Annotated in this window: 18 protein-coding genes; 7 read left to right on the top strand and 11 right to left on the bottom strand. The window is 70.3% G+C overall.

Annotated elements, in window-relative coordinates; genetic code table 11:
- Positions 1–87: 87 nt before the first annotated feature.
- The 3 genes from ACFRCG_RS39015 to ACFRCG_RS39005 all read right to left on the bottom strand — a co-directional run bounded on the left by ACFRCG_RS39015 (position 88) and on the right by ACFRCG_RS39005 (position 3,025).
- Positions 88–942, bottom strand: a complete 855-nt coding sequence (locus tag ACFRCG_RS39015; RefSeq protein ID WP_380040467.1) for a hypothetical protein — start codon at positions 940–942, stop codon at positions 88–90.
- Positions 943–965: 23 nt separating this feature from the next.
- Positions 966–1,535 carry a DUF642 domain-containing protein gene (locus ACFRCG_RS39010; protein ID WP_380040465.1) on the bottom strand — a complete coding sequence of 190 codons (570 nt, stop codon included), beginning with the start codon at positions 1,533–1,535 and terminating at the stop codon, positions 966–968.
- 305 nt (positions 1,536–1,840) lie between these two features.
- Complete coding sequence (locus ACFRCG_RS39005; protein ID WP_380040463.1) at positions 1,841–3,025, bottom strand: epoxide hydrolase family protein; 1,185 nt, start codon at positions 3,023–3,025, stop codon at positions 1,841–1,843.
- A 181-nt stretch (positions 3,026–3,206) separates the two neighbouring features.
- Between ACFRCG_RS39005 and ACFRCG_RS39000 the strand changes: the two genes are divergently transcribed.
- On the top strand, positions 3,207–3,773 hold the full coding sequence (locus ACFRCG_RS39000) for a hypothetical protein (protein WP_380040461.1): 567 nt from the start codon (positions 3,207–3,209) through the stop codon (positions 3,771–3,773).
- Positions 3,774–3,922: 149 nt separating this feature from the next.
- Here the strand turns inward: ACFRCG_RS39000 and ACFRCG_RS38995 are convergent, their stop codons facing one another.
- Positions 3,923–4,441, bottom strand: coding sequence for a DUF4240 domain-containing protein (locus ACFRCG_RS38995; RefSeq protein WP_380040469.1), 519 nt, complete (start codon positions 4,439–4,441; stop codon positions 3,923–3,925).
- A gap of 88 nt (positions 4,442–4,529) precedes the next feature.
- Positions 4,530–5,177 (bottom strand): TetR/AcrR family transcriptional regulator, encoded by a 648-nt coding sequence (locus tag ACFRCG_RS38990; RefSeq protein ID WP_380040459.1) that lies wholly within the window; start codon positions 5,175–5,177, stop codon positions 4,530–4,532.
- A gap of 66 nt (positions 5,178–5,243) precedes the next feature.
- Here ACFRCG_RS38990 and ACFRCG_RS38985 point away from each other — a divergent pair, with 66 nt between their 5' ends.
- Positions 5,244–5,780 (top strand): SRPBCC family protein, encoded by a 537-nt coding sequence (locus tag ACFRCG_RS38985; RefSeq protein ID WP_380040457.1) that lies wholly within the window; start codon positions 5,244–5,246, stop codon positions 5,778–5,780.
- Positions 5,781–5,928: 148 nt separating this feature from the next.
- On the opposite strand, the gene ACFRCG_RS38980 is transcribed toward ACFRCG_RS38985, so the two are convergent.
- The 3 genes from ACFRCG_RS38980 to ACFRCG_RS38970 all read right to left on the bottom strand — a co-directional run bounded on the left by ACFRCG_RS38980 (position 5,929) and on the right by ACFRCG_RS38970 (position 11,642).
- Positions 5,929–9,123, bottom strand: coding sequence for a M28 family peptidase (locus ACFRCG_RS38980; protein ID WP_380040455.1), 3,195 nt, complete (start codon positions 9,121–9,123; stop codon positions 5,929–5,931).
- A 261-nt stretch (positions 9,124–9,384) separates the two neighbouring features.
- Positions 9,385–10,812 carry a helix-turn-helix domain-containing protein gene (locus tag ACFRCG_RS38975; protein WP_380040453.1) on the bottom strand — a complete coding sequence of 476 codons (1,428 nt, stop codon included), beginning with the start codon at positions 10,810–10,812 and terminating at the stop codon, positions 9,385–9,387.
- 335 nt (positions 10,813–11,147) lie between these two features.
- On the bottom strand, positions 11,148–11,642 hold the full coding sequence (locus tag ACFRCG_RS38970; RefSeq protein ID WP_380040451.1) for a winged helix-turn-helix transcriptional regulator: 495 nt from the start codon (positions 11,640–11,642) through the stop codon (positions 11,148–11,150).
- Positions 11,643–11,769: 127 nt separating this feature from the next.
- On the opposite strand from ACFRCG_RS38970, the gene ACFRCG_RS38965 reads away from it, so the two are divergent.
- Complete coding sequence (locus tag ACFRCG_RS38965) at positions 11,770–13,218, top strand: DHA2 family efflux MFS transporter permease subunit (RefSeq protein WP_380040449.1); 1,449 nt, start codon at positions 11,770–11,772, stop codon at positions 13,216–13,218.
- Between the two features lie 148 nt (positions 13,219–13,366).
- Here the strand turns inward: ACFRCG_RS38965 and ACFRCG_RS38960 are convergent, their stop codons facing one another.
- Together ACFRCG_RS38960 and ACFRCG_RS38955 are read right to left on the bottom strand one after the other, a co-directional pair.
- A complete protein-coding gene (locus ACFRCG_RS38960; protein ID WP_380040447.1) occupies positions 13,367–13,963 on the bottom strand; it encodes an HhH-GPD-type base excision DNA repair protein in 597 nt (198 codons plus the stop codon).
- A gap of 104 nt (positions 13,964–14,067) precedes the next feature.
- The gene (locus tag ACFRCG_RS38955) at positions 14,068–15,069 is read right to left on the bottom strand and encodes a serine hydrolase (RefSeq protein ID WP_380040445.1); all 1,002 of its coding nucleotides are present in this window, start codon (positions 15,067–15,069) and stop codon (positions 14,068–14,070) included.
- 194 nt (positions 15,070–15,263) lie between these two features.
- Here ACFRCG_RS38955 and ACFRCG_RS38950 point away from each other — a divergent pair, with 194 nt between their 5' ends.
- Positions 15,264–16,058: a DUF5984 family protein gene (locus ACFRCG_RS38950; RefSeq protein ID WP_380040443.1), complete on the top strand. Its 795-nt coding sequence runs from the start codon at positions 15,264–15,266 to the stop codon at positions 16,056–16,058.
- Positions 16,059–16,218: 160 nt separating this feature from the next.
- Here ACFRCG_RS38950 and ACFRCG_RS38945 read toward each other — a convergent pair whose 3' ends face one another.
- Complete coding sequence (locus ACFRCG_RS38945; protein WP_380040441.1) at positions 16,219–17,916, bottom strand: AMP-binding protein; 1,698 nt, start codon at positions 17,914–17,916, stop codon at positions 16,219–16,221.
- A 223-nt stretch (positions 17,917–18,139) separates the two neighbouring features.
- On the opposite strand from ACFRCG_RS38945, the gene ACFRCG_RS38940 reads away from it, so the two are divergent.
- The 3 genes from ACFRCG_RS38940 (at position 18,140) to mtnC (ending at position 20,802) form a co-directional block, all read left to right on the top strand.
- On the top strand, positions 18,140–19,024 hold the full coding sequence (locus ACFRCG_RS38940) for a LuxR C-terminal-related transcriptional regulator (protein ID WP_380040439.1): 885 nt from the start codon (positions 18,140–18,142) through the stop codon (positions 19,022–19,024).
- A gap of 447 nt (positions 19,025–19,471) precedes the next feature.
- The gene (locus ACFRCG_RS38935; RefSeq protein WP_379997842.1) at positions 19,472–20,053 is read left to right on the top strand and encodes an acireductone dioxygenase; all 582 of its coding nucleotides are present in this window, start codon (positions 19,472–19,474) and stop codon (positions 20,051–20,053) included.
- On the top strand, positions 20,050–20,802 hold the full coding sequence (mtnC, locus tag ACFRCG_RS38930) for an acireductone synthase (RefSeq protein ID WP_380040437.1): 753 nt from the start codon (positions 20,050–20,052) through the stop codon (positions 20,800–20,802). The genes ACFRCG_RS38935 and mtnC overlap by 4 nt, the downstream gene beginning before the upstream one ends.
- Positions 20,803–20,831: the final 29 nt, after the last annotated feature.

The following is a 20,831-nucleotide window of genomic DNA, read 5'->3' as shown; positions in this document are numbered from 1 at the left end:
AGCCGCCGGTGCCACGTCTCGACGATTAAAATTCGCCCTGCCTCGGATATGGGATCCGAGGCAGGGTGAGCGGGACTTGGAAGACCCTCAGGGGAGTACGAACTCCATGTCCAGCTCATTGCTCGTGTTTTCCGGCGAAATCTCTTCCCTGCTTCTCGCGGTAGACAGGGAAACGTGCCCCGGGCCCCTCGCAAGACCGCCGGGAAGCTGTTCGACCCGCGCCGTCCTTCCTTCATTTTCTCCTCGAGCGGCGACGACCACCCTTTTTCCGTCGCGGTCCCTGAAGATCGCCCAGTGAACCAGGCCGAGATCGGAACCGTCGAACATAACCGGTCCACCATTCTCCACATCCGGAGGATAGACTCTGGTGATGACCGGTGTCCTCGAGGACTCGAACCGGATATCGGTGATGTACGCACAGAGAGGCCCCTCCACCCGGGACCGGAATCGCACCTCCGTCCGGGATGTCGTGGGGATGAACTCGATGCGCTTTTTCGTCCAGTTCGGCCCCTCGGCCGCTGGACCCTGGGTCGAACCATAGTTCGGGGACTCCACGACCGACTGCTTCCCCTGGTCCGGGTCGTAAACCGGTTCGACGGTGATGGCGTATTGCTGTTGATCTCCGTATCCCGCCTCGTGAGGGGCGAAATCCGGGGAATCCATCCAGGCAAGGTGAACCGGCTGTTCGGGAACCGTGTCGACGGTCTGGCAGATGATCCCCAACTCGTTTTGGAGATTCTTCAGGCGCAGCGCCTGAGTGGCTCTCGAACCGTGCGGCCGTTCCTGCGGTCGCAACGCGCGCAGTTCGACACCGTTCTGCTCGATCGTCCATCCGGGGATCGCTACGGGCTCGTCGGGGTCGTCTCGATCGAATGACCGGATCATTTCCGGGGGCGTGATTCCGGGCTCGTCGAAACTCGCGTTCTCGATGTCGTACGTCATGTCGGAGACCTTCGGCGGGAGCCTTAGCCCTCGTCGGCCACGACGTCGGTGATCATGGGGCCGCAGTCGTTCGGGGTCTGCGACACGAACGTGAGTGTGTGCAGGTGGTCGCTCGCGACGAAGGTCAGTTCCTGTGGGGAATTCCTCCACACGCCCGGTTGCAGTCCGCTGGGGTCGGAGGTCACCGTCGTCTTCCCGAGCACCGTTACGCTGTACTTCTGCACGATCGTGGAGTTGGTACCGCACCACTTCGTGGTATTACGTGCCTCCTTCCAGGTGATCGTCACCTTCTTCCCGATGGTGGGCGAGAAAACCTGCGCGATGGCTCCGGGTTTGTCCCCGTTGAGATCGACGGCCTGATGGAGATTGTTCGCCGCCTCCGTGCCATACAGGTCCACATTCCCGTCCGTCACCCTCCAGGGTGTCGGCTGCGGGGAATCCCCGGGACCGATGCGTCGGAGATTGCCGGCTTCGACGGCAGGGACCTGGAAAGTGCCGTTCTCGATGCCGGCTCCGGCGGCGGGCGCGGATGATGCGACGACAACGAGTAGCGTCGCGCCGAGGAGAGCCCCGGGTGGCACATACTTCATCATTCGGTCCTTCCAGCGGCTGCCTCGGCAGCGACGAAATATCCAAACATCGAGTTGCCGCGTGGCGATAACCATAAACATGGCATTTTTGCCGCAATAATTGGCGGCAGCCGGGTCGGGTTCCGTCGGATCGGCCGGCCGTCATGGACCACTACGTCTGCCTTGCCCGGGACGCGGACCCCGCCCACGTGCAGTGGCGCTCCGACGGGATCGCGAGCCGCAAGCGGACCTGACCCGAAGCCATGGGGACGACCCCGGTCGGGCGCCCGACCGAACCGAACGGGGCGATCGTTGCCGGGTGCCGGCCGTCAGCTCGGGTTCGGGGCTGTCGTGCGGAACGGGCGGAAGAATGTGCGCAGTTCCTCGGCGTACAGCTCGGGTTCCTCGAACGCCGCGAAGTGGCCGCCGCGTTCGGCCTCGGTCACGCGCACGACGTTCGTGGTGCGCTCCATCCAGGCGCGCGGTGGGCGGACCAGGTCGCCGGGGAACAGCGTAAAGCCGGACGGGACTTCGACTCGGCGGGCGAGTTGCGCGGGCGGGATCGAGCCGTTGGCGCGATACATCCGCATCGACGAGCCGATCGTCTCGGTGAGCCAGTAGATGGTGACATTGGTCAGGATCTCGTCCTTGGTGAAGCCGCGCTCGATGTCGCCGTCGCAGTCGCTCCACGCGCGCAACTTCTCGACGATCCAGGCGGCGAGGCCGGCCGGCGAGTCGGTGAGGCCGACGGCGGCGGTCTGCGGCTTCGTCCGATGCATCGCGGCGTAGCCGCCCTCGGCCGCGCCCCAGGCGGCGACCTCCCGGAACCACTCGCGCTCCTCGGGCGTGAACTCGGCGAGGTCGCCGGAGACGACGGGTACACCGGCGTCGGTGCGATGTACGGCCACCACCCGGTCGGGGTGGTCGAGGGCGAGGTAGCGGCTGACGTGGCTGCCGATGTCCCCACCCGCGGCGCCGAATCGGGCGTAGCCGAGCCCGTCCATCAACTCGGCCCACAGACCGGCGACGGCGATGGAGTCGAGGGGCGGACCGGTCGGGCGATCCGAATACCCGTAGCCCGGCATGTCCGGCACGACGACGTCGAACGCGTCGGCCGGATCACCGCCGTGCGCGCCGGGATCGGTCAGCAGCGAAATCACCTTGGTGTAGCGCCAGAACGAATCCGGCCACCCGTGCCCGAGCACCAACGGCAACACGGGCCCGGTCGGCGCGACGGCCCGGGCATGCACGTAGTGGATCCCGAGCCCACCGACCGTCGCCCGAAACCGGGGCAGCCGATTGAGCGCGGCCTCCTGCGCGCCCCAGTCGAACCCGTCGGCCCAATAGCCCACCAACTCCCGGAGATACCCGAGATCGACCCCGAGCCCCCACCCGACCTCCTCCGGCGCATCCGGCCACCGCGTGGCCCGCAACCGCGCCCGAAGGTCGGCAAGCGCGGCGGGATCGGTACGCCCGATGAACTGCTGCGGCTGGAAAACCTCTTCGTCCGACATGGGGGCATGCTAGCTCCGCGACGATCACGCTCCGGAGCGGACACGCAGCCGCGCCGACCCGGTCATCGCGCCACCGTCCACCGCGACGAAGTCGTACGAATAGGGCTACCACCCGTACCCGGCGCCGCTGGAAAAACTGAACCCGGGGATTCGCTCGACGCCGGCCACGAGTGGCGTCCGCGTGGCCGGCGCCCCGATCCGCAGCCCCACCGGCGATGCTCGCGAAGGCCGGCTCTGCGTGAACAGCTTTGCGCACGACGGCTATTGCCGAGAAGCCAAACGGCCGATACTCCTCGAACAGGCCGCTCCGAGTCGAGCAAAGGACAAGTTCTTGCGCAAGATCACCAAGCGAGCAGCGACGATCACGGCTTCCGCCGTGGTCACGTTCAGCGCTTTCGCCGTTGTGGCCACTCCCGCCGGCGCGGCGGGCAAGGCCAAGATCACCGCGCGAACGCACGTGTACGGCGGGGGCGCCGTCACCGCCGACGCCACGTTCTACAGCAACGGTGACAAGCTGCGCATTCGTGACCTGCGCCCCAACGAACCAAGTGTTCCTGTCGTGCACTTGCAGTACTACTACAACGGACAGTGGCGCGACCAGAGTGCGAACCTCTGGGGCAACGCGTCGACCCAGTGGTACGACTTCGACTTCGCCGAAGGTCGCGCGGTTCGATTCAGCGTCGCCCGACAGACCCGGGAGGGCGGTGCCCGCGTAGGCGGCGAGGGCTGGGTCTACGCGACCGCCTGACCCACCGAACGGCCCGGCCTCGGAGTCGGGCCGTTCCCCCCGGTCGCCGGGTCCGAGATGTCCCCGGGATCGCGAACGAACCGATCGCCCCCCGCCCCGCGGTTGCACAGGAATCGGGGCTCTCGTCGGCGGCGGCGTCGCGTGCTCGGCTACGTGCGGTAGCGGGTCCACAGGTTGGGGTATCGGGTGGCCAGGGCATCGTCGAATTCAAGGTTGATCGCCGTGCCGACCGGGTCCACCGGTTGGGGTGGGAGGCCCACCGGGGGCATGGGGGCGCCGGTCATCTGTTCGTACGCCTCGTCGGCGGCGTAGCCCAGGTCCTCGCCGTCGCCGTCGATGTCCGGGTCGAAGGTGTCGAGAAGGTCGGCCAGGTCGTCGGGGTCGCGGAGGGCGCCCTCGAAAACGTCCCGGCCCTGGCCGATCAGCCAGCAGCGGAACGCGTCGAAGACGTCGTCGCTCGCGCCTTCGAGCAGGACCGCCGCCGCGCCCCACAGGTCCCAGCGGTACGCGCGGGTGTAGCGCGCCTCGAAGTGTTTGGCGAAGTCGCAGACGGAGTCGGGATCGAGCTGTGTCAGGCGCTCCACCAGCAGGTCGGCCTGCTCCTCGGGGTCGCCCTCGGCCGCCTCGCGCGAGGCGTCAATGAGTTCCCAGAACTCGCTCTCGTCCATCACGGTCGGATCATCGCACGCGCGGGGCCGAACGCCCGGGAGGACATGAAGGGCAATTCGGTCCGCCCGCCCGGGTCCGATCGCGGGCTCAACCGTCGGCGTGCGAGGCGGCTCCGTCCAGGATCACCGCCACGGTACGCCGGGTGAAGTCCGGCTCGACCGGAAGCTGACGGAAGACCACCCGGAGCCAGGCGGCGCCGGCCAGCAGGTCCATCAGCAACATCGGGTCCGCGTCGGCGGCGAGTTCGCCCCGGGCGACGGCGCGCTCGAAGACGGGACGTTCGCGCGCCAGGCGGCCGGCGAAGAAGGCGCCGGCGTGTTCGGCGAGTTCGGCGCTGTGGGTGACCGCGCCCAGGGCGGCGACGGCGATGTCGGCCGTCGGCGGGGTGGTGAGCAGGGACACCATGCCGTCCAGCAGCGCCTCCAGGTCGCCTCGGAGGCTGCCGGTGTCGGGCATGGGGAACTCCAGGCGCCGGGCGCCGGTGAGCGCGGCGCCGAGGAGGGCCCCCTTCGACGGCCACCAGCGGTAGATCGTGGTCTTGTTCACCCCGGACCGCTCGGCGACCCCTTCGATGGTCAGGCCCTCGTAGCCCTTGTCGGCGAGGAGGTCGAGGGTGGCGTCGAAGATCGCCTGGGCCTTGCGCGGGCCACCGGAGCCGGAGCCCGTGGCGGTACCGCCGGTGCCGCTGCCGCCGCCGTCGGTGGGTTGTTCCGTCGGGCGTTGTTCGTCGTTCATGCGGGGAGACTAACAGCTCGAATACAACGCTACGTTGCGTTGCGTTTAGCTGCTAGCGTGACGCCCATGAAGCCTGGGAAGCATCACCCCGAACCCACGCCCGCATCCGCTCCCGAACCGGCGGCGTCGACCGCGCGCGTCTGGGAGATCGAGGAATCGCTGACCGTGCCGCTCGCGCCGGAGGCCGTGTACCCGATCCTCGCCGACGTCCGGCGGATGAAGGACTGGAGCCCGGAGGTCTTCGCCGTTCGGCCCCGCGGGCGCGGCTTCGTCGGCTTCAACCGGCGGGGCCCGTGGGTGTGGTTCACCGTCTGCCGGATCGTGACCGCCGACCCGGGACGGGAGTTCGCGTTCGACGTCACCTCGTTCGGCCTGCCCATCGCCCGTTGGGGCTATCGGCTCGCCCCGGCGCAGGAGGGGACGGCGACGCTGGTCACCGAGTACTGGATCGACCACCGCCGCGACGGATGGCGCCGCCGGGTCGCCGAGGTGCTCGGACTGGTCTTCACCGGCACCCCGGCCGCGCGGCGCGCCGAGCGCAACCGCGAGGGCATGCGCACGACGCTGCACCGCCTCCGGGCCGCGTGCGGCGACGCCCCCTGACGTTCGACTGCCGGCGCGCCCCGACACCCCGGACGCCGACCCCGGACGGTGTGATGCCCGGTGACCCAAACCTCGGGCCACCGGGCATCACAATCGGGACAGCGGTCGTACGGACTACCTACGTGCTACGTGCTCTCGGTGTGCGTCCTCAGCACGGTCCGAGGTCGAGCCACACCCCCCACTGGCCGGTGGTTCCGGGGGTTTCGCCCTGGGTCCACCACTTGGCGCGGTAGGTGTGCCCCTGGTACGAGACCACGTTGCCGCCCACGTAGACGGTGCCGGCGTCCCATGCGGGCGCGGAGCAGTTGCCCGGGCCGCCGTCGCCGACCGTCAGCGTGTACGTGGTCGAGTGCACGACCGAGCCCGTGCCCGTGATGGTGATCGGGTACGTACCGGCCGCGGTGCCCGCCGCGACGGTGATCGTCGCGGTCGAGGAGGTGCCGCTCTGGACCGAGGGCGGGCTGAAGCTCACGCCGATGCCCGACGGTGCGTTCGCGCTGAGCGTCACCGTCTGCGCCGTACCACTCGAGGTGGTGGTGTTCACCGTCGTGGAGACGGAGGCACCGGGCAGCGCGTTGCCGGAGGACGGAACGGCGGAGATGGTGAAGTCGTTGGTGGGCGTGGTGCCGCCGACCGCGGTCTTCCAGATCGTGTACGCGACACCGTCCGCGCTGCGGTTGAGCACCGTGGCGCTGATGTTGGAGGTGGTGTCACACGAGGAGTGGTAGCAGGAGTCGTAGGACTGGTTGGCCTGCCCGCCCCACTTGGTCGCCTGTGCCGAGGTCTTGCGCGCGTCGGCACCGGCCGCGTAGCCGGAGGTGGGGATGCCGGCCTGCTGGAAGGAGTAGTCGTCGGAGCGTCCCTGGCCCTCGACGTTCTCCTCCGGGCGCAGGTTCAGCGAGTCCCAGTAGGCCTTCATCGGGGCCGCGGCGGCGGAGTTGATGTTGTTGATGAAGTAGCCGCCGTTGGGCGAGCCGACCATGTCGAAGTTGTAGTAGCCCTTGATCGCGGCGCGCTGCGTGGAGCCGAGCTGGCTGACGTAGAACTGCGAGCCCTGGAGGCCCTGTTCCTCGCCGGCCCACCAACCGAAGCGCACGTGCTTGGTCAGGCTGGGGTTGGCCTGGGCGAGCGCGAGCGCGTTCTCCAGGAGGGTGGCGGAACCCGAGCCGTTGTCGTTGATGCCGGGACCGGCACTGACGCTGTCCAGGTGGGCGCCGAACATGACGACCGAGTCGGCGGGGCCGCCGGGCCAGTCGGCGATCAGGTTGTTGGAGCGGTAGGTGCACGAGGTGCAGGTCTGCTCGCTGACCTGGAAGCCGGCCGCCTGGAGCTTACCCTTCACGTACGCCACCGACGCGGTGTAACCGGCGCTGCCCGCACGGCGGTTGCCGCCGTTCTGGTTCGCGATCTGGTTGAGCTGCGTCAGGTGCGACTGCACGTTCGCGACGTTGATGTCCGGCGGGTCGCTCGGGTTGCCCGGCCCGCTGCCGACGGTCAACGAGTACTGCGCGGTGTGCGAGGTGGACGAACCCGTGCCCGTGATGGTGACCGAGCTGGTGCCCGCGCCCGCCGACGCGCTCGCCGACAGGGTCAGCACGGAGGACTGGCCCGTGCCGATGGTCGCCGGGTTGAACGAACCGGTGACGCCGGCCGGAAGGGGGCCGGTGGTCAGGGTGACGTTCTGCGCCGAACCCGAGACCAGCGTGGCGGTCACGGTGGTGGTCGTGGTGCCACCGGGCGTCACACTGCCGCTGGTCGGGCTGACCGCGAGGCTGAAGTCCGGACCCGGGTCGACGTTGCAGACCGGGTCGCCGGTCTGGGCCGGCACGCTGATCGCGTCCCACGCCGCCTTGGTCTTCTTGAACAGGTCACACGTGGGGTCGATGGTCTTGGCCGCGGTGAGCGTCGCGGTCCGGTAGCGCTTGTAGGTCATGCCGCTGGTCTTGAGCAGCATGCCGCCGTAGAAGACCTTGCCGGCCTTCTGGATGCCCACGCCGGTGAGGGTGGTGTTGTTGCAGGTCGGGCTGGTCGGCTTGCCGCCGCCCGGGTTGGTGCCCTCGGCGAGGAGGTAGAACCAGTGGTTGAGCGGTCCGGCCGCCGCGTGCTCCTCCGTGTTCGGGATGGAGGCGCTGTAGCAGTCCGGGTCGCCGTTGGTGGACGGCTTGTACATGTAGCGGATCGGGCCCTGACCCACCAGGTTCACGCTCTCGCCGACCGTGTAGTCGGGAGCGTCGTACGGCGAGGGCTCGTTCGCGTACGCCTCGGTCAGCGCACCCATGATGTCACCGGTGGCCTCGCCGAGTCCGGCCTCGCCGCTGGTGCTGCCCGGGGTGAACTGGTCGATGCCGTGGCCGAATTCGTGGCCCACGACGTCCATCGAGCCGATCCACTGGTTGCTCTGGTTGTGGCCGATGGAGATGGAGGAGCCGTCCCAGTAGGCGTTGACGTCGTTCAGACCGACCTTGACCGGCCAGCTGCCGCCGTTGCCGTTGTGCCCGTTGCGACCGAGCCAGTCGCGGAGCATGTTCCATTCCTTCTGCGCCGCCCAGAAGACGTCGGCGCAGCCGGTTTCCTTGCTCGACGCCTGGCCGTTGCCCCACGAGTCGGTGGACTTCGAGAAGACCTGGCCGGAACTGTAGTCGGAACAGGTCAGACCGGGGCGGTTCGGGTCGCGCAGGGAGTAGGTACCACCGGAGTTGGTGGTGTCGATGGTCAGCGGACTCGGGCCGTTCCACTGGCTGTTCGCACTGCCGGCCTTGACCTCGTCGGTCGTGCCCAGCACCGCGCCGGTGGTCGCGTCGACGAACACGTGCAGCCGGCTGGGCGCGGTCGCGGTACGACCCGCCACCACCGTCTCCCAGGCCAGCGCGCTCTTGTCGTCCTTGACCCGGACGACGAGACGGTGCGATTCGACCTTGTCCACGACGGGGAGTTGGGCCCGGGACGTGGCCTCGGCGGCACTGGCCGCCACCGTCGGTTGGGTGGTCACGGAGATGCGCGCGTCGGTCGATGCCTGGGTCGCGTGGACTCGGCCCTTGCCGTCGGCCATGACCACCGCGTCGCCGCCGACGACCGGCAGGCCGCGGTAGGTGCGCTGGTACGCGACCGAGTACAGGTCGTTGATCCACGGCGTGACGACCTGGCGTTCGTACTGCTCGTCGGGACCCTTGGCGAGGGCGTCCAGGCCGCTTGCGGCCGCCCGGTCGGCGGCGGATACCGCGAGTGCCTGCGGGTTTGCGGGGGGAGGGGACGGGTCGGCGACGGCCGGTGTTCCGGCCGCGCCGATCGCCAAGCCGGCGAGCATGGCCAGGACGGTCCCGGCCGTGGTCGTTCTGCGATTCATCGAGGCTCCTTGGGAGGGGACATGCCTCGACCACGTCGCCGGCTTGCGCCGCGTACGCCTCGTGAGCGACGCGGGCGACCGTGCAGGCCGGGTTCGTGCCCGAGCGAGCGAAACACTCACACGGGTGTGGGGACTTGGTGAAGTGATCGGCAACGGCCGGCAAATTCCGGCAAACGCCAAGCAGACCCCGGGAGTCGCGGGAGTGCCTGGTCGCCCGGTCGGGCGGCGGTGCGGTGCCCCGACGAGTTCGCCGACGACCGTTCAGTGACCCGGCATCTGCTCCAAGAGGTCGCGCACCTCCGGCAGATCGCTCCAATGTTGGGTCAGACGTCGGCGCAGGCCCAGTAGTTCCCGATTTGTGGTCGCGGTGCCCAGACCGGCGGCCTCGTGGATGACGGGAGCCGCGGTGACCACCGCCGCGTCGGGTCGGCCGGCGCAGGCGAGTGCGTCGGCCAGCCGTACGGTCAGCAACACCCGGGCGGGGCGCAGTGGAACGGGCAGCAGGTCCAACGCGGCCTCCACCGACTGGACCGCCGACCGGGCCGAGGCGAGATCGCCGGTACGCGCGGCCAGATCGCGCAGCGCGCCGCCGATGGTGGCCTCCATGCGGAGTCGGCCGGCCAGTCCGGTCAGCCACGGTGCCTCGGCGCGGTCGCGTTCGTCGAACCGGTTGATCTGCCGATGCGCGGTGGCGATCTCCTGGCGACACTCGCCGATGTCGCCGCCGAGCGCGTGGCCGCGGGCCTGGTAGAGCTTGGCGAGCGTGGTGATCCAGGCCCGGCCGGTGTCCACCGCCTCCAGTGCGCGGGCGTAGGCCAGTGCGGCCGTCGCGTCGCCGTCGAGGCGGGCCAGCGAGCACACGTCGCCGAGCAGCGAGGCGCGGGCGCCCGGACTCTCGCAGACGTCCGCCCAGTTGAGGCCGCGGTCGTACCACGCCATGCCGATCACGCTCTGGCCCTGCTGCATCCGAAAACGCCCGGCGAGTTGGGCGTAGTCGGCGGCCAGGCGCAGCTGCGCGTGCGGCGAACGGCCTTGCGCGTTCAGGGATTCGGCCCAGCCGACGATGCGGCGCAGCACGTACTCGACGGAGCCGACCAGGCCGGTGGTGGTGCCGCCGTGCAGGCCGGCCTGGGTGTAGCCGCCGAGCAGGGCGGTGAGCACGTGGACCACGTCGGGGTCGACGCCGGTCGGGTTGTTGCCGTCGATGCCGGCGAGGATGGTGAGCGCGTCGGCGTACGGCGGGACCTCGCACTCGTGGCAGCCGTCCTTGCCGTGCAGCGGGCAGGGCAGGCCGTGATAGGGCAGCCGCTCCGGCCAGAACCGGTCGGCCAGGGGGGCGAGTCCGGCCGGCGCCTCGCCGCCGGGTATCACCGAGAAGTGCGTGCGGTGCAGCGCCGGCGGCGGGATGGCGCGGCTGGTCAGGAGGGCGGACAGGTCGCCGCCGGTGTCGAGGAGGTCGTCGAGCCGGCGCGGCAGACCGGCCGGCGGCTCGCGCAGGCCCGCCTCCAGCTTGCTGATCAGGCTGTGGTGATAGCCGACGCGCAGCCCGAGTTGCTGCTGGGTCATTCCGGCGAGGCGGCGCCGGGTCCGCAGCGTGCGGCCGAACTCCGCCCACAACGGTGTGGACGCGACCTTTAGAGGTGTGGACGCGACCTGTGTGGTGACGGGTGCGTTCGGGAGCCTGTTCACGTTCGTCCTCCCCGAGGTAACTCCGGATGGTCGACGGTTGGTCACTGCCCGGAGCAGGGTGACAGACGGGAGTGCGAGTTGTCTCCGATGGAACGAGGCATTCCGCTTTTGGCGTGCGGTGGGGGTGGGATTGGGCGGGGGACGGGTGGCACGGGACGCGGTGTGACATATCACCCCGGGTTGGCGGGGGCGGGGTCGGTGGGCGCGCCGCGTGGGTGGGGGCGGGGGTGGCCTCAGGCGGTCGGTCGGGTCGGGTGGACTCGAGTGTTGGTTTGGCTGGGGGGCTTGCGTCTTGGGTGGAGGTTGGTCGGGTTGGGCCGGAATGGGACTTGTGGTCAGGCCGTGGGGGTGGCTTTCGGGGGGAGGTTTGCCAGGAGGCCGTCCCTCGCGCCCGGGCCCGGGGTCGCCTCGAGGGTTTCGGGGGTCAGGGGTTCCCGGCAGGCGGAGCAGATGTGGATCGCGGTTGTGGGGTGGCCGCATGGGGTGTGGGTGACGATCACCGGGGGGCCGTCGGGGGCGGCCCACTGGTCGCCCCACTGACGCATGGCGTTGAGTACCGGCCACAGGGAGCGGCCCTTGTCGGTCAGGCGGTAGTCGTAGCGGACCGGCTTGTCCTGGTAGGCCGCGCGTTCGAGGATGCCGTGCTCGATCAGGTGCTCCAGGCGCTGGGTGAGCACGTTGCGCGAGATGCCGAGCCGGTCGTGGAACTCGTCGAAGCGGGTCACGCCGAAGAAGGCGTCCCGCACGATCAGCATCGTCCACCACTCGCCGCCCACCTCGAGGAACTGGGCGACCGAGCAGTGCATCTCCTGGAAGCTCTTGCGGCGCATGGCGTCAGTGTAATGGGTGGGTTGCATGATTGTACTTAGTAAGTTGCTTTATAGAACTTACTCGTTCTAGGTTGGCCGAGTTGCTTCATAGGACTTACTTGCTCGGTGACCCGGGAGGGCTCTCGTCATGGCCGATAGTGGTTCGGATCGACCGCCGCGTGCGTTCGCGGCGGTGTTGGTCTGTGCGGGCGTGGTGCTCGTCAACCTGGACCTGTTCATCGTCAACGTCGCGATGCCCTCGCTGGCCGAGACGTGGTCGGGCTCCTCGCTCGCCGACCTGTCGTGGGTTCTGAACGCCTACACGGTCGTCTTCGCCGCCCTCCTCGTACCGGCCGGGCGGTTGTCCGATCGGATCGGGCACCGGCGTGCGTTCCTGGCCGGCGTAGCGGTCTTCACCGTGGCCTCCGCGCTGTGCGCCGCCGCGCCGGAATTGGCGGTCCTGGTGATCGCCCGACTCGGCCAGGCGGTCGGCGCCGCGTTGTTGATGCCCGCGTCGCTGGGGTTGTTGCTCACGTCGTACCCGCCCGAGCGTCGCGGTACGGTGATCCGCGCCTGGGCCGCGATCGGTGGAATCGCCGCCGCGGTGGGCCCGGTTCTGGGTGGCCTGCTGCTCGAACCCGGTTGGCGCTGGGTCTTCGTGGTCAACCTGCCGATCGGGGTGCTGACGCTGGTATTCGGCGCGCGCCGACTGCCCGACCCCGCGCCGACCGATCGTGGGCCGTTGCCGGACCTGGTGGGAGCCGTGCTGCTGACCGCCGCGATCGGCGCGTTGTCGCTGGGCGTGGTGCGGGCGCCGGACTGGGGCTGGTGGTCCGGCCGTACGGTCGGCGTGTGGGTGGCCACCCTGGTCCTTGTGGCCGGATTCCTGGTGCGCAACGGGCGGCATCCGCGTCCGGTGGTCGAGGGCGCGCTGGTGCGGAATCGGGTCTACGCGGTCTCGGGGGTGGCCAACGTCCTGTTCGGCGTCGCGTTCGCCGGGATGCTGATCTCCGCCACGATGTGGATGCAGACCGTGTGGGGTTGGAGTGCGCTGCGGACCGGCCTCGGGACCGTTCCCGGGCCGCTGTGCGTGCCGTTCGTGACGACGCTGGCCGGACGGTACGCGACCCGGGTCGGACCGGGGCCGCTGGTCGTGCTGGGCGGGATCTCGTTCAGTGCGGGGTTGGGTTGGTGGATCCTGCGACTCGAACCGCACGCGCACTACGCGAGCGACTTCCTGCCCGGTTCGATCCTGAGCGGCATCGGCGTGGGACTGGTCCTGCCGACCCTGATCGCCACCGCGACCGGTGCGCTGACCCCGGATCGTTTCGCCACCGGCTCGGGGGTGATCACGATGCTGCGGCAGGTCGGTGCGGCGCTCGGGGTCGCGGTGTTCGTCGCGGCGGTCGGCACCGAGGCCACACTCGACGGCTACGACCGGGCCTGGTACATCCTCGGCGGCGCGACGCTGCTCACCGCGATCGCCGCCCTGTTCCTGCCGAGGGCGGCGCGCGGCGCGGGGGCGGCGGCGGGAGTGGCGGCCGAACGGGGCTCGGGAGCGGCGGCGGCCTCGGCGGCTTCGACGACGGTGAACTGACGAGCGGGGGAGGGCGGGGAGCGGGCGCGCCGGGCGCGGGGGCGGGACTCCCGGCCGGGTGGGCCCGCTCCGATCGCACGTCGCCCGCCCATCGGGGCTCGCGCCCGGGGTGGGGCTTGTGTCCCCGTCGGGTTCTCGTCTGTCGTGGTCAGGTTTCCTTTGTCGCCTTGGCGGCCTTGGCGGCGCGTTTGGCCTCCTGTTTGTGGGCGCGGACCTTGGCCAGGGAGTCGGGGCCGGTGATGTCGGCCACCGAGCGGTAGGAGCCGACCTCCCCGTACGCGCCGGCGGCTTCGCGCCAGCCCCTGGGGGTTACGCCGTACTGTTTGCCGAGCAGGGCCAGGAAGATCTGTGCCTTCTGCTTTCCGAAACCGGGCAGCTCCTGGAGCCGCTTCAATAGTTCGGCGCCGGTCTTGACGTCGGCCCAGACCGCGCTCGCGTCGCCGTCGTAGTGCTCGACCAGATATCGACACAACTGCTGGACGCGGTGGGCCATCGAGCCGGGGTAGCGGTGTACGGCGGGCTTTTCGACGAAGAGCGCGGTGAAGGCGTCCGGGTCGTAGGCGGCGATCTCGTGCGCGTCCAGGTCGGTGGCGCCCAGGCGTCGGGTGATCGTGTAGGGGCCGGTGAAGGCCCACTCCATCGGGATCTGCTGGTCCAGCAACATGCCGGTCAGCGCCGCCAACGCACTGCGTCCCAACAACTCGTCGGCCTCGTCCTGCTGGGCGAGGTGCACTGTCGTGTTCATCCCCCGATGATCCCCCGACCGTCCCCACACCCGCACCCGGACTCGCCGCCACCCCGGTCGCGTGGTCGACGTCGGACGGGGTCACCCCGATGACGGCGGGGTCGTCAGCCCAGGGCCGTTGTCACCGCCGGGACGGCGGCTCGGGCGACGGCTTCGACCTGGGACACGCCCTCGTCCATGGTCGGTTGGTCGTCGGAGAGGATGGCGATCAGCAGCGGCCGGCCGGCGTGGGTGATGTGGCCGATGCTGTTGATCACCCACAGGCCGGTGGCATCGCGGGGGAGCCAGCCGTTCTTGACCGCCGGGGTGGTGGCGGGGTCGGCGGTGACGGATACGCCCCACGTCTGGTCGTCCTCGACGGAGGCCATCAGGTCGGCGATGTAGGCCCTGGAGTCGGCGCCGAGGGGCGAGTCGGCGGCGGTGATCGCGGCGAGCAAGCGGACCTGGTCGGCGGCGGTCGTCGTGGTCAACCCCCAGGAGGCGCCGGTCGGTTCGGTCTCGGTCAGGCCCAGGACGGCGTTGGCGGCGCGCAGGCCGGCGGCACCACCGACGGCGGACCACAGGGCGTCGGCGGCGTCGTTGTCGCTGTTCTCGATCATGACCTCGGCCGTGGCCCGTTCGGCGGCGGTCAGCGCGCGGTCGTCGTGCTGGGCCCGGAGGAGCAGCGCGGCGAGGATGTCGACCTTGACGATGCTCGCGGTGACGTAGGCGCGGTCCTCCCGATAGCCGGCGATCGTGCCGTCGGCCGGGTCGAGGATGGCGACCGACAGGTTTCCGGTGGTCGCGGGCATCGCGGCGGCGAGGACGTCGGCGGCGACCGGGCCGACGGGCGGTTGCGGGTCGGCGCCGCGGGCCACGTCGGTGGGGGCGGCGGTGGGGACGTCCGATGGTGCCAAGGTGGGCTCCGTGTGCTCGGGAGGTGTCGCCGGAGCCGCGCCGGCGCTCGCGCTCGTGGTCGGCTCGGCGGCGAACGAGGTCGGCTCGGCGCGGTTACGGGAGACGGCCGACCACAGCAGGGTTGCACAGACCAGGACGATCACGAAGGGCGCGACGACGGCCCGGCCGCCGCCGATCGGGCGGCGGACGCGCTCGCGAGCGGGGCTCATGCCCCACACGGTGGCGGGCGGCCCTGTGCGGTGGGTGAGACGCGCATGAAGAGTGGATGAGAGTGGCGGCGGTGGCACGGCGAACACGCCGACACCGCGGCGGTCGTGCTCGTGCGAACGATTGCGACCATGATGGTTCGCATGGACCACATGACGTATCACGGCACGGCGGACGTTCCGAACGAGTCACCGGCGTGACGGTGCGATTCGGGTTCCTGCTGCGGGCGGTGGCGGCGGTGCGGCCATGGGGGGACGAGGCGCCCCGGTTGGGCTGGTTCATCCTGACGGACGGCTGGTACTGGATCGAGGTGGGCGGCCACGAGCTGCTGCGTTACGCGGACCCGGCGGGGGCCGAGGCGTTCGCCGATCCGGACGCGATGCGCGAACCACCGTACGCCGACTATCACGTGGTGCGGCCATGGGAGGATCTGGTCGACCTGATGCCCCGGATCATGGAGCCCGTGCCACCGGACCTGGCCGACTTCGTGCCGGATCGACGGCTCCGGGCCGAGGGGTCGGCCGTGCCCGATGTCGAGGCGGCGATCTCCTGGGCCGAGGGGCACGTGTTGCACATGGGCCACCTGCGGGCGGCGCCGGACATCCGGTTCCGGCGCGCGGTGTCGGGCGGGGGCGACACGATGACGATCACCTGGGCCCACGCGCCCGACCCGGACGACGACGACCCGATCCGCTTCACCGCGCCGGCGACCGGTCGGGTCACCGTGCCCACCGAGGACTTCATCGCCGCCGTGACGGCCTTCGACCGCGAGCTGTTCGCCGCGATGGAGGAGCGGGTCGCGGCCCTGGAGGCATCCGGGCCGCCCCCCGGCGTCGAACTCGACACGATCCATCTCCGCCACGAACAGCGCGACCGCGCCACCTGGTTGCACCGAGCCCTGGAGCGCACACCCGACACCGACTGGTCGGCGGTGCGAGCCGGTGCCGAACTCCTCGACCGAACGACCGGGGCCTCGGCGGACCGGGGCTGAGGTCGATCGTGTTCGAGGTGCGGACCGCTCCGCGCGCACCGGGTCGACGACGAAGGGGTGGGGCCACGTTCATGACGTTCGACCCCAGCCACGGGGGTCGCCCGTTCACCGGGGATTCACTCGCCCCGGACCGGGTGAAGCCCTTCGAGCCGGCCCACGATCACCCTGAGCCGGTTTCCGGCGAGCCATCGGCACGACCGGTCCGGGTGAGGAGTTCGAGGGAGCGTTCGCGCATTTCGATTTTGCGGATCTTGCCGGTCACCGTCATGGGGAACGCGTCGACCAGGTGGACGTAGCGCGGGATCTTGTAGTGGGCCAGTCGGCCGGTGCAGAACTCGCGGAGGGCGTCGGCGGTCAACTCCGGGGCGCCGGGGCGGAGTTTGATCCAGGCCATCAGCTCCTCGCCGTAGCGGGCGTCCGGAACGCCGACGACCTGGACGTCCTCGATGTCCGGGTGCGCGTACAGGAACTCCTCGATCTCGCGCGGGTATACGTTCTCGCCGCCGCGGATCACCATGTCCTTGATCCGGCCGACGATGGAGACGTAGCCGTCCGCGTCCATCGTCGCCAGGTCGCCGGTGTGCATCCAACCGTCGGCGTCGATCACCTCGGCGGTGCGCTCGGGGTCGCGCCAGTAGCCGAGCATCACCGAGTAGCCGCGCGTGCAGAATTCGCCGGGCGAGCCCTCGGGGACGGTCGCGCCGGTGGTCGGGTCGACCACCTTGATCTCCAGGTGCGGGTGGACCCGGCCGACCGTACCCACCCGGCGCTCCAGCGAGTCGTCGCGGCGGGTCTGGGTGGACACCGGCGAGGTCTCGGTCATCCCGTAGCAGATGGTCACCTCGCTCATGCCCATCCGGTCGATCACCCGCTTCATCACCTCCACCGGACACGGTGAACCGGCCATCACGCCGGTGCGCAGCGAGGACAGGTCGTACTTGCCCGCCTCGAAGTCGGGCAGGGCGAGTTCGGCGATGAACATGGTCGGCACGCCGTACAGGACCGTGCAGCGCTCCTCGTGCACGGCGCGCAGCGTGGCGGCCGGGTCGAACAGCGCGGCCGGGATCACCATGCACGCGCCGTGGCTGGTCGCGCCGAGATTGCCCATCACCATGCCGAAGCAGTGGTAGAAGGGCACCGGCAGGCACACCCGGTCGTCGGCGGTCCAGCCCTGGATCTCGGCGACCAGGAAGCCGTTGCCGAGGATGTTGCGGTGGGAGAGGGTGGCGCCCTTCGGGAAGCCGGTGGTGCCGGAGGTGTATTGGATGTTGATCGGATCCTCGGGCCGCAGCGTGGCCTCGCGGGCGCGCAACCGGTCGAGCGAGACGTCGGCGCCCTCGGCGAGCAGGGCCGGCCAGTCCGGGGTGTCGATGTGCACGACACGTTCCAGGTCGGGGCAGGTCGCGCGGACCTCGGCGACCATCGCGGGGTAGTCGCTGGTCTTCACGCGCGAGGCGGCGATCAGGAGCCTGGTGCCGGATTGGGCGAGCGCGTATTCGATCTCGTGCACCCGGTAGGCCGGGTTGAGGTTGACCAGGATCGCGCCGACGCGGGCGGCGGCGTACTGGACGAGGGTCCATTCGGCGCAGTTGGGCGACCAGATGCCGACGCGGTCGCCCGCCTCGATGCCGACGCCGATCAGGGCGCGGGCGAGGTTGTCGACGGCGGTGTCGAACTCCGCGTACGTCCAGCGCCGGTCGCTCGCGCATTCGACGAGCGCGTCGTGGTCCGGGTACGCGGCGGCGATCCGGGCCAGGTTGGCGCCGATGGTCTCGTGGGGGAGGGGCGGGGTGCGCTCTCCCTGGCGGGAGGACGGGGGGATTTCGGCCTGTGGCGGGGCGGGCACGGGGGTGGTCATCGCGGGTCACCTGCCTGGACGGGGTGGGTGGCGGGGCCGGGTTTTCGGTGTGGCGTGTCTGTGTGGACGCGACGGTAGGTGGGGGTGGGTGGCGGCGGCGAGCGGAGTACCCCCGAATGGGGGTGATGCCGGGCGGGGCGCGGCAGTACGGTGCCCGGGCGCGGTGTGGGTGTGCCCTGGACGGGTACGACGCGAGCCTGAGTGTGGAGTGCGGGGAGGGGCCATGGGCGGACCGGCGGGCGCGATCGAGGATCCGTTGGCGCGGGCCGTCGAGCGCTTTCGGGCGCGGACCGGGGTGGACGTGGCATTCGCCGGGCCGTGTCCGAGTACGGCGGACCGGCTGGTGATCTCGTACCTGAGCGGCACCTCGACGCGAGTGTTGGCCGGGTTGACGGTGGTCGCGGGGAGCGGGGTCGGCGGCAAGGCGATCACGACGCGGCGGCCGGTGCGGGTGGTGGACTACGTCGCGGCGTCGGCGATCAGCCACGAGTACGACCGGGCGGTCACGACGGAGGGGGTGCGGGCGGTGTTCGCGGTGCCGGTTCCCGTGCCGGGGCCCGGCGGTGGGCGGGGGGTGGTGGCGGCGGTGCTGTACGGGGCGTTGCGGCGGCCGTCGGATTTCGGGGACGGGATTTTGACCACGGCCTGTGACGCGGCGCGGGAGGCGGGGCACGAGATCGCCGTGGCGCGTGAGGTCGAGCAACGGATGGCGCGGGCGGCGGAGTTGCCGGGGTGGGCGGCGTTGGAGATCCGGCTGGCCCATGCGGATTTGCTGGCGCTGGCGGGGTCGGCCGCGGTCGACGATCCGGTGCTGGGGGAGCGGCTGCGGGCGGTGTGTGGGCGGTTGGCGCGGACGGCCGCGGCCACGGCTGCCGCCGTCGGGGACGGTGGGAGTGTCGCGCGGGTGGCGGGGCCGCGGCTGACGGTGCGGGAGATGGATGTGTTGGCCCTGGTGGGGGTGGGGCGGACCAACGCGGAGGTGGCGCAGGCGTTGGGGGTGGGGGCGGAGACGGTGAAGAGCTACCTGCGGTCCGCGATGCGAAAGCTCGGGGCGCACAACCGGGTGGAGGCGGTCGTCGCCGCGCGCGCGGCGGGGCTGTTGCCGTAGCCCTTGCGGGCTGCCGGGGGCGATTGCCCGGTGCGATCGGGCCCTCACCCGACGGAGGCCGGCGTCTCGTCCCGGCCGTCCTCGAACGCCGGACGGGCTGGTTTGGTCGGGTCCCGTGCGTGGGTTGCGGTCGTGTGTCGGTGTGACCTTGTTTGTCCTCAAGCGCCGGACGGGCTGATTGTTCGGTACTCCGAGCGCCGAGGCCGCGGTTTGCCGGTCGCGTCCTTACATGTGGTCCTCTCCGTGGCGAGGGTCGAATGCTCTCAGTGTGCTTGTGCATACGGTGCGTGAGCAAGGGTGAGGGTGGTGCGAGACCCGAAGCGGTGGTGGGGGGAATCGGGGGAGACGGTAGTTTTGGGGATGGTCCGGGGGGCCTTTGGTGTTTGGTGTGTAGCGGATTTGGTGCTCGGGGAGTTTGCCCCGATCGAGTACTCGTGGAGGGACGCCATGTCCTTGTTGACCGTGTGGCCTGAGGACGATGCCACCGAGGTGGTCGTGCGGACTTCGGAGCCGGAGGAGATCGCTCGGGAGTTGGAGCCGATCGGGGTTCGGTTCGAACGGTGGACGGCCGATGTGGCGTTGCCGGACGGGGCTACGCAGGACCAGGTGATCGCGGCCTACAAGACCGAGGTGGATCGTATTTCCGCGGCCGAGGGGTACATCCTCGTGGACGTGATTCGGCTGCAGCCGTCGGATGATCCGGAGTGGCCGGCCAAGGCCGCCGGGGCGCGGGCGAAGTTTTTGACCGAGCACACGCATGAGGATGACGAGGTGCGCTTCTTCGTCGAGGGCGCCGGCATCTTCTACCTCCACATCGCCGGCCGGGTGCACGCGGTGTTGTGCGAGGCGGGCGATCTGCTCTCGGTGCCCAAGGGCATCACGCACTGGTTCGACATGGGCGTGGAGCCGTCGGTCGCCGCGATCCGGTTCTTCCACGACGAGGACGGCTGGGTCGGCGACTTCACCGGTGACCCGATCGCCTCGCGCTTCCCGGACTTCGACGAGATCTGGGCCGGGTACGCCGCGTGAGTTCAGGCACGAACCCGGTCGACGCGCCGCTGACGGTGGTCGTCGACATCGAGGGAACCACCAGCGCCACCGGCTTCATCACCGAGCAGTTGTATCCGTACTCCCGCGTGCACTTCGCCCGTTGGCTGGACGAGCACGGCGACCACCCCGACGTGGTGCGTGCCGTCGAGGCCGTGCGTGAGCTGATCGGCGAACCGGACGCGGACAACCGGCGGATCGTCGAGGCGCTGAACGGCTGGCTCGACCGGGACGAGAAGGTCACGCCGCTCAAGGCGCTCCAGGGCCTGATCTGGGCCGAGGGCTTCGCGTCCGGCGAACTCACCTCGCACTTCTACCCGGACGCGATCCCGGCGCTGCGCGCGTGGCACGCGGCCGGGCATCGGCTGTACATCTTCTCCTCGGGCTCGGTGGCCGCGCAGCGTGCGTGGTTCGGCAGTTCGCCCGAGGGGTCGCTGCTGCCGCTGTTCTCGGGGCACTTCGACACGGAGAACGCCGGCCCGAAGCGGATCGCCGACTCGTACCGCACGATCGCGGCGCGGATCGGCGAGCGGCCGGAGCGCCTGGTCTTCCTGTCCGACGTGGTCGAGGAGTTGGACGCGGCGCGCGAGGCCGGGTGGTGGACCATCGGCGTACGCCGGCCGGACGCCGACGAGCCGTACTACGACCGGGGCGTGGGCGATCACCCGGAGACGGCCACCTTCGCCCGGCTGGACCTGACGGGGGATCGGCCGATCCTGCGCGAGCCCTGAACAATAAGCGGGAGAAGGGCGGTCGGCGG

Origin of the sequence: Embleya sp. NPDC056575 (assembly GCF_042793325.1) — a bacterium.
In the GTDB taxonomy this organism is placed as follows: domain Bacteria; phylum Actinomycetota; class Actinomycetes; order Streptomycetales; family Streptomycetaceae; genus Embleya.
This window is presented reverse-complemented; position numbering and strand designations above follow the sequence as displayed.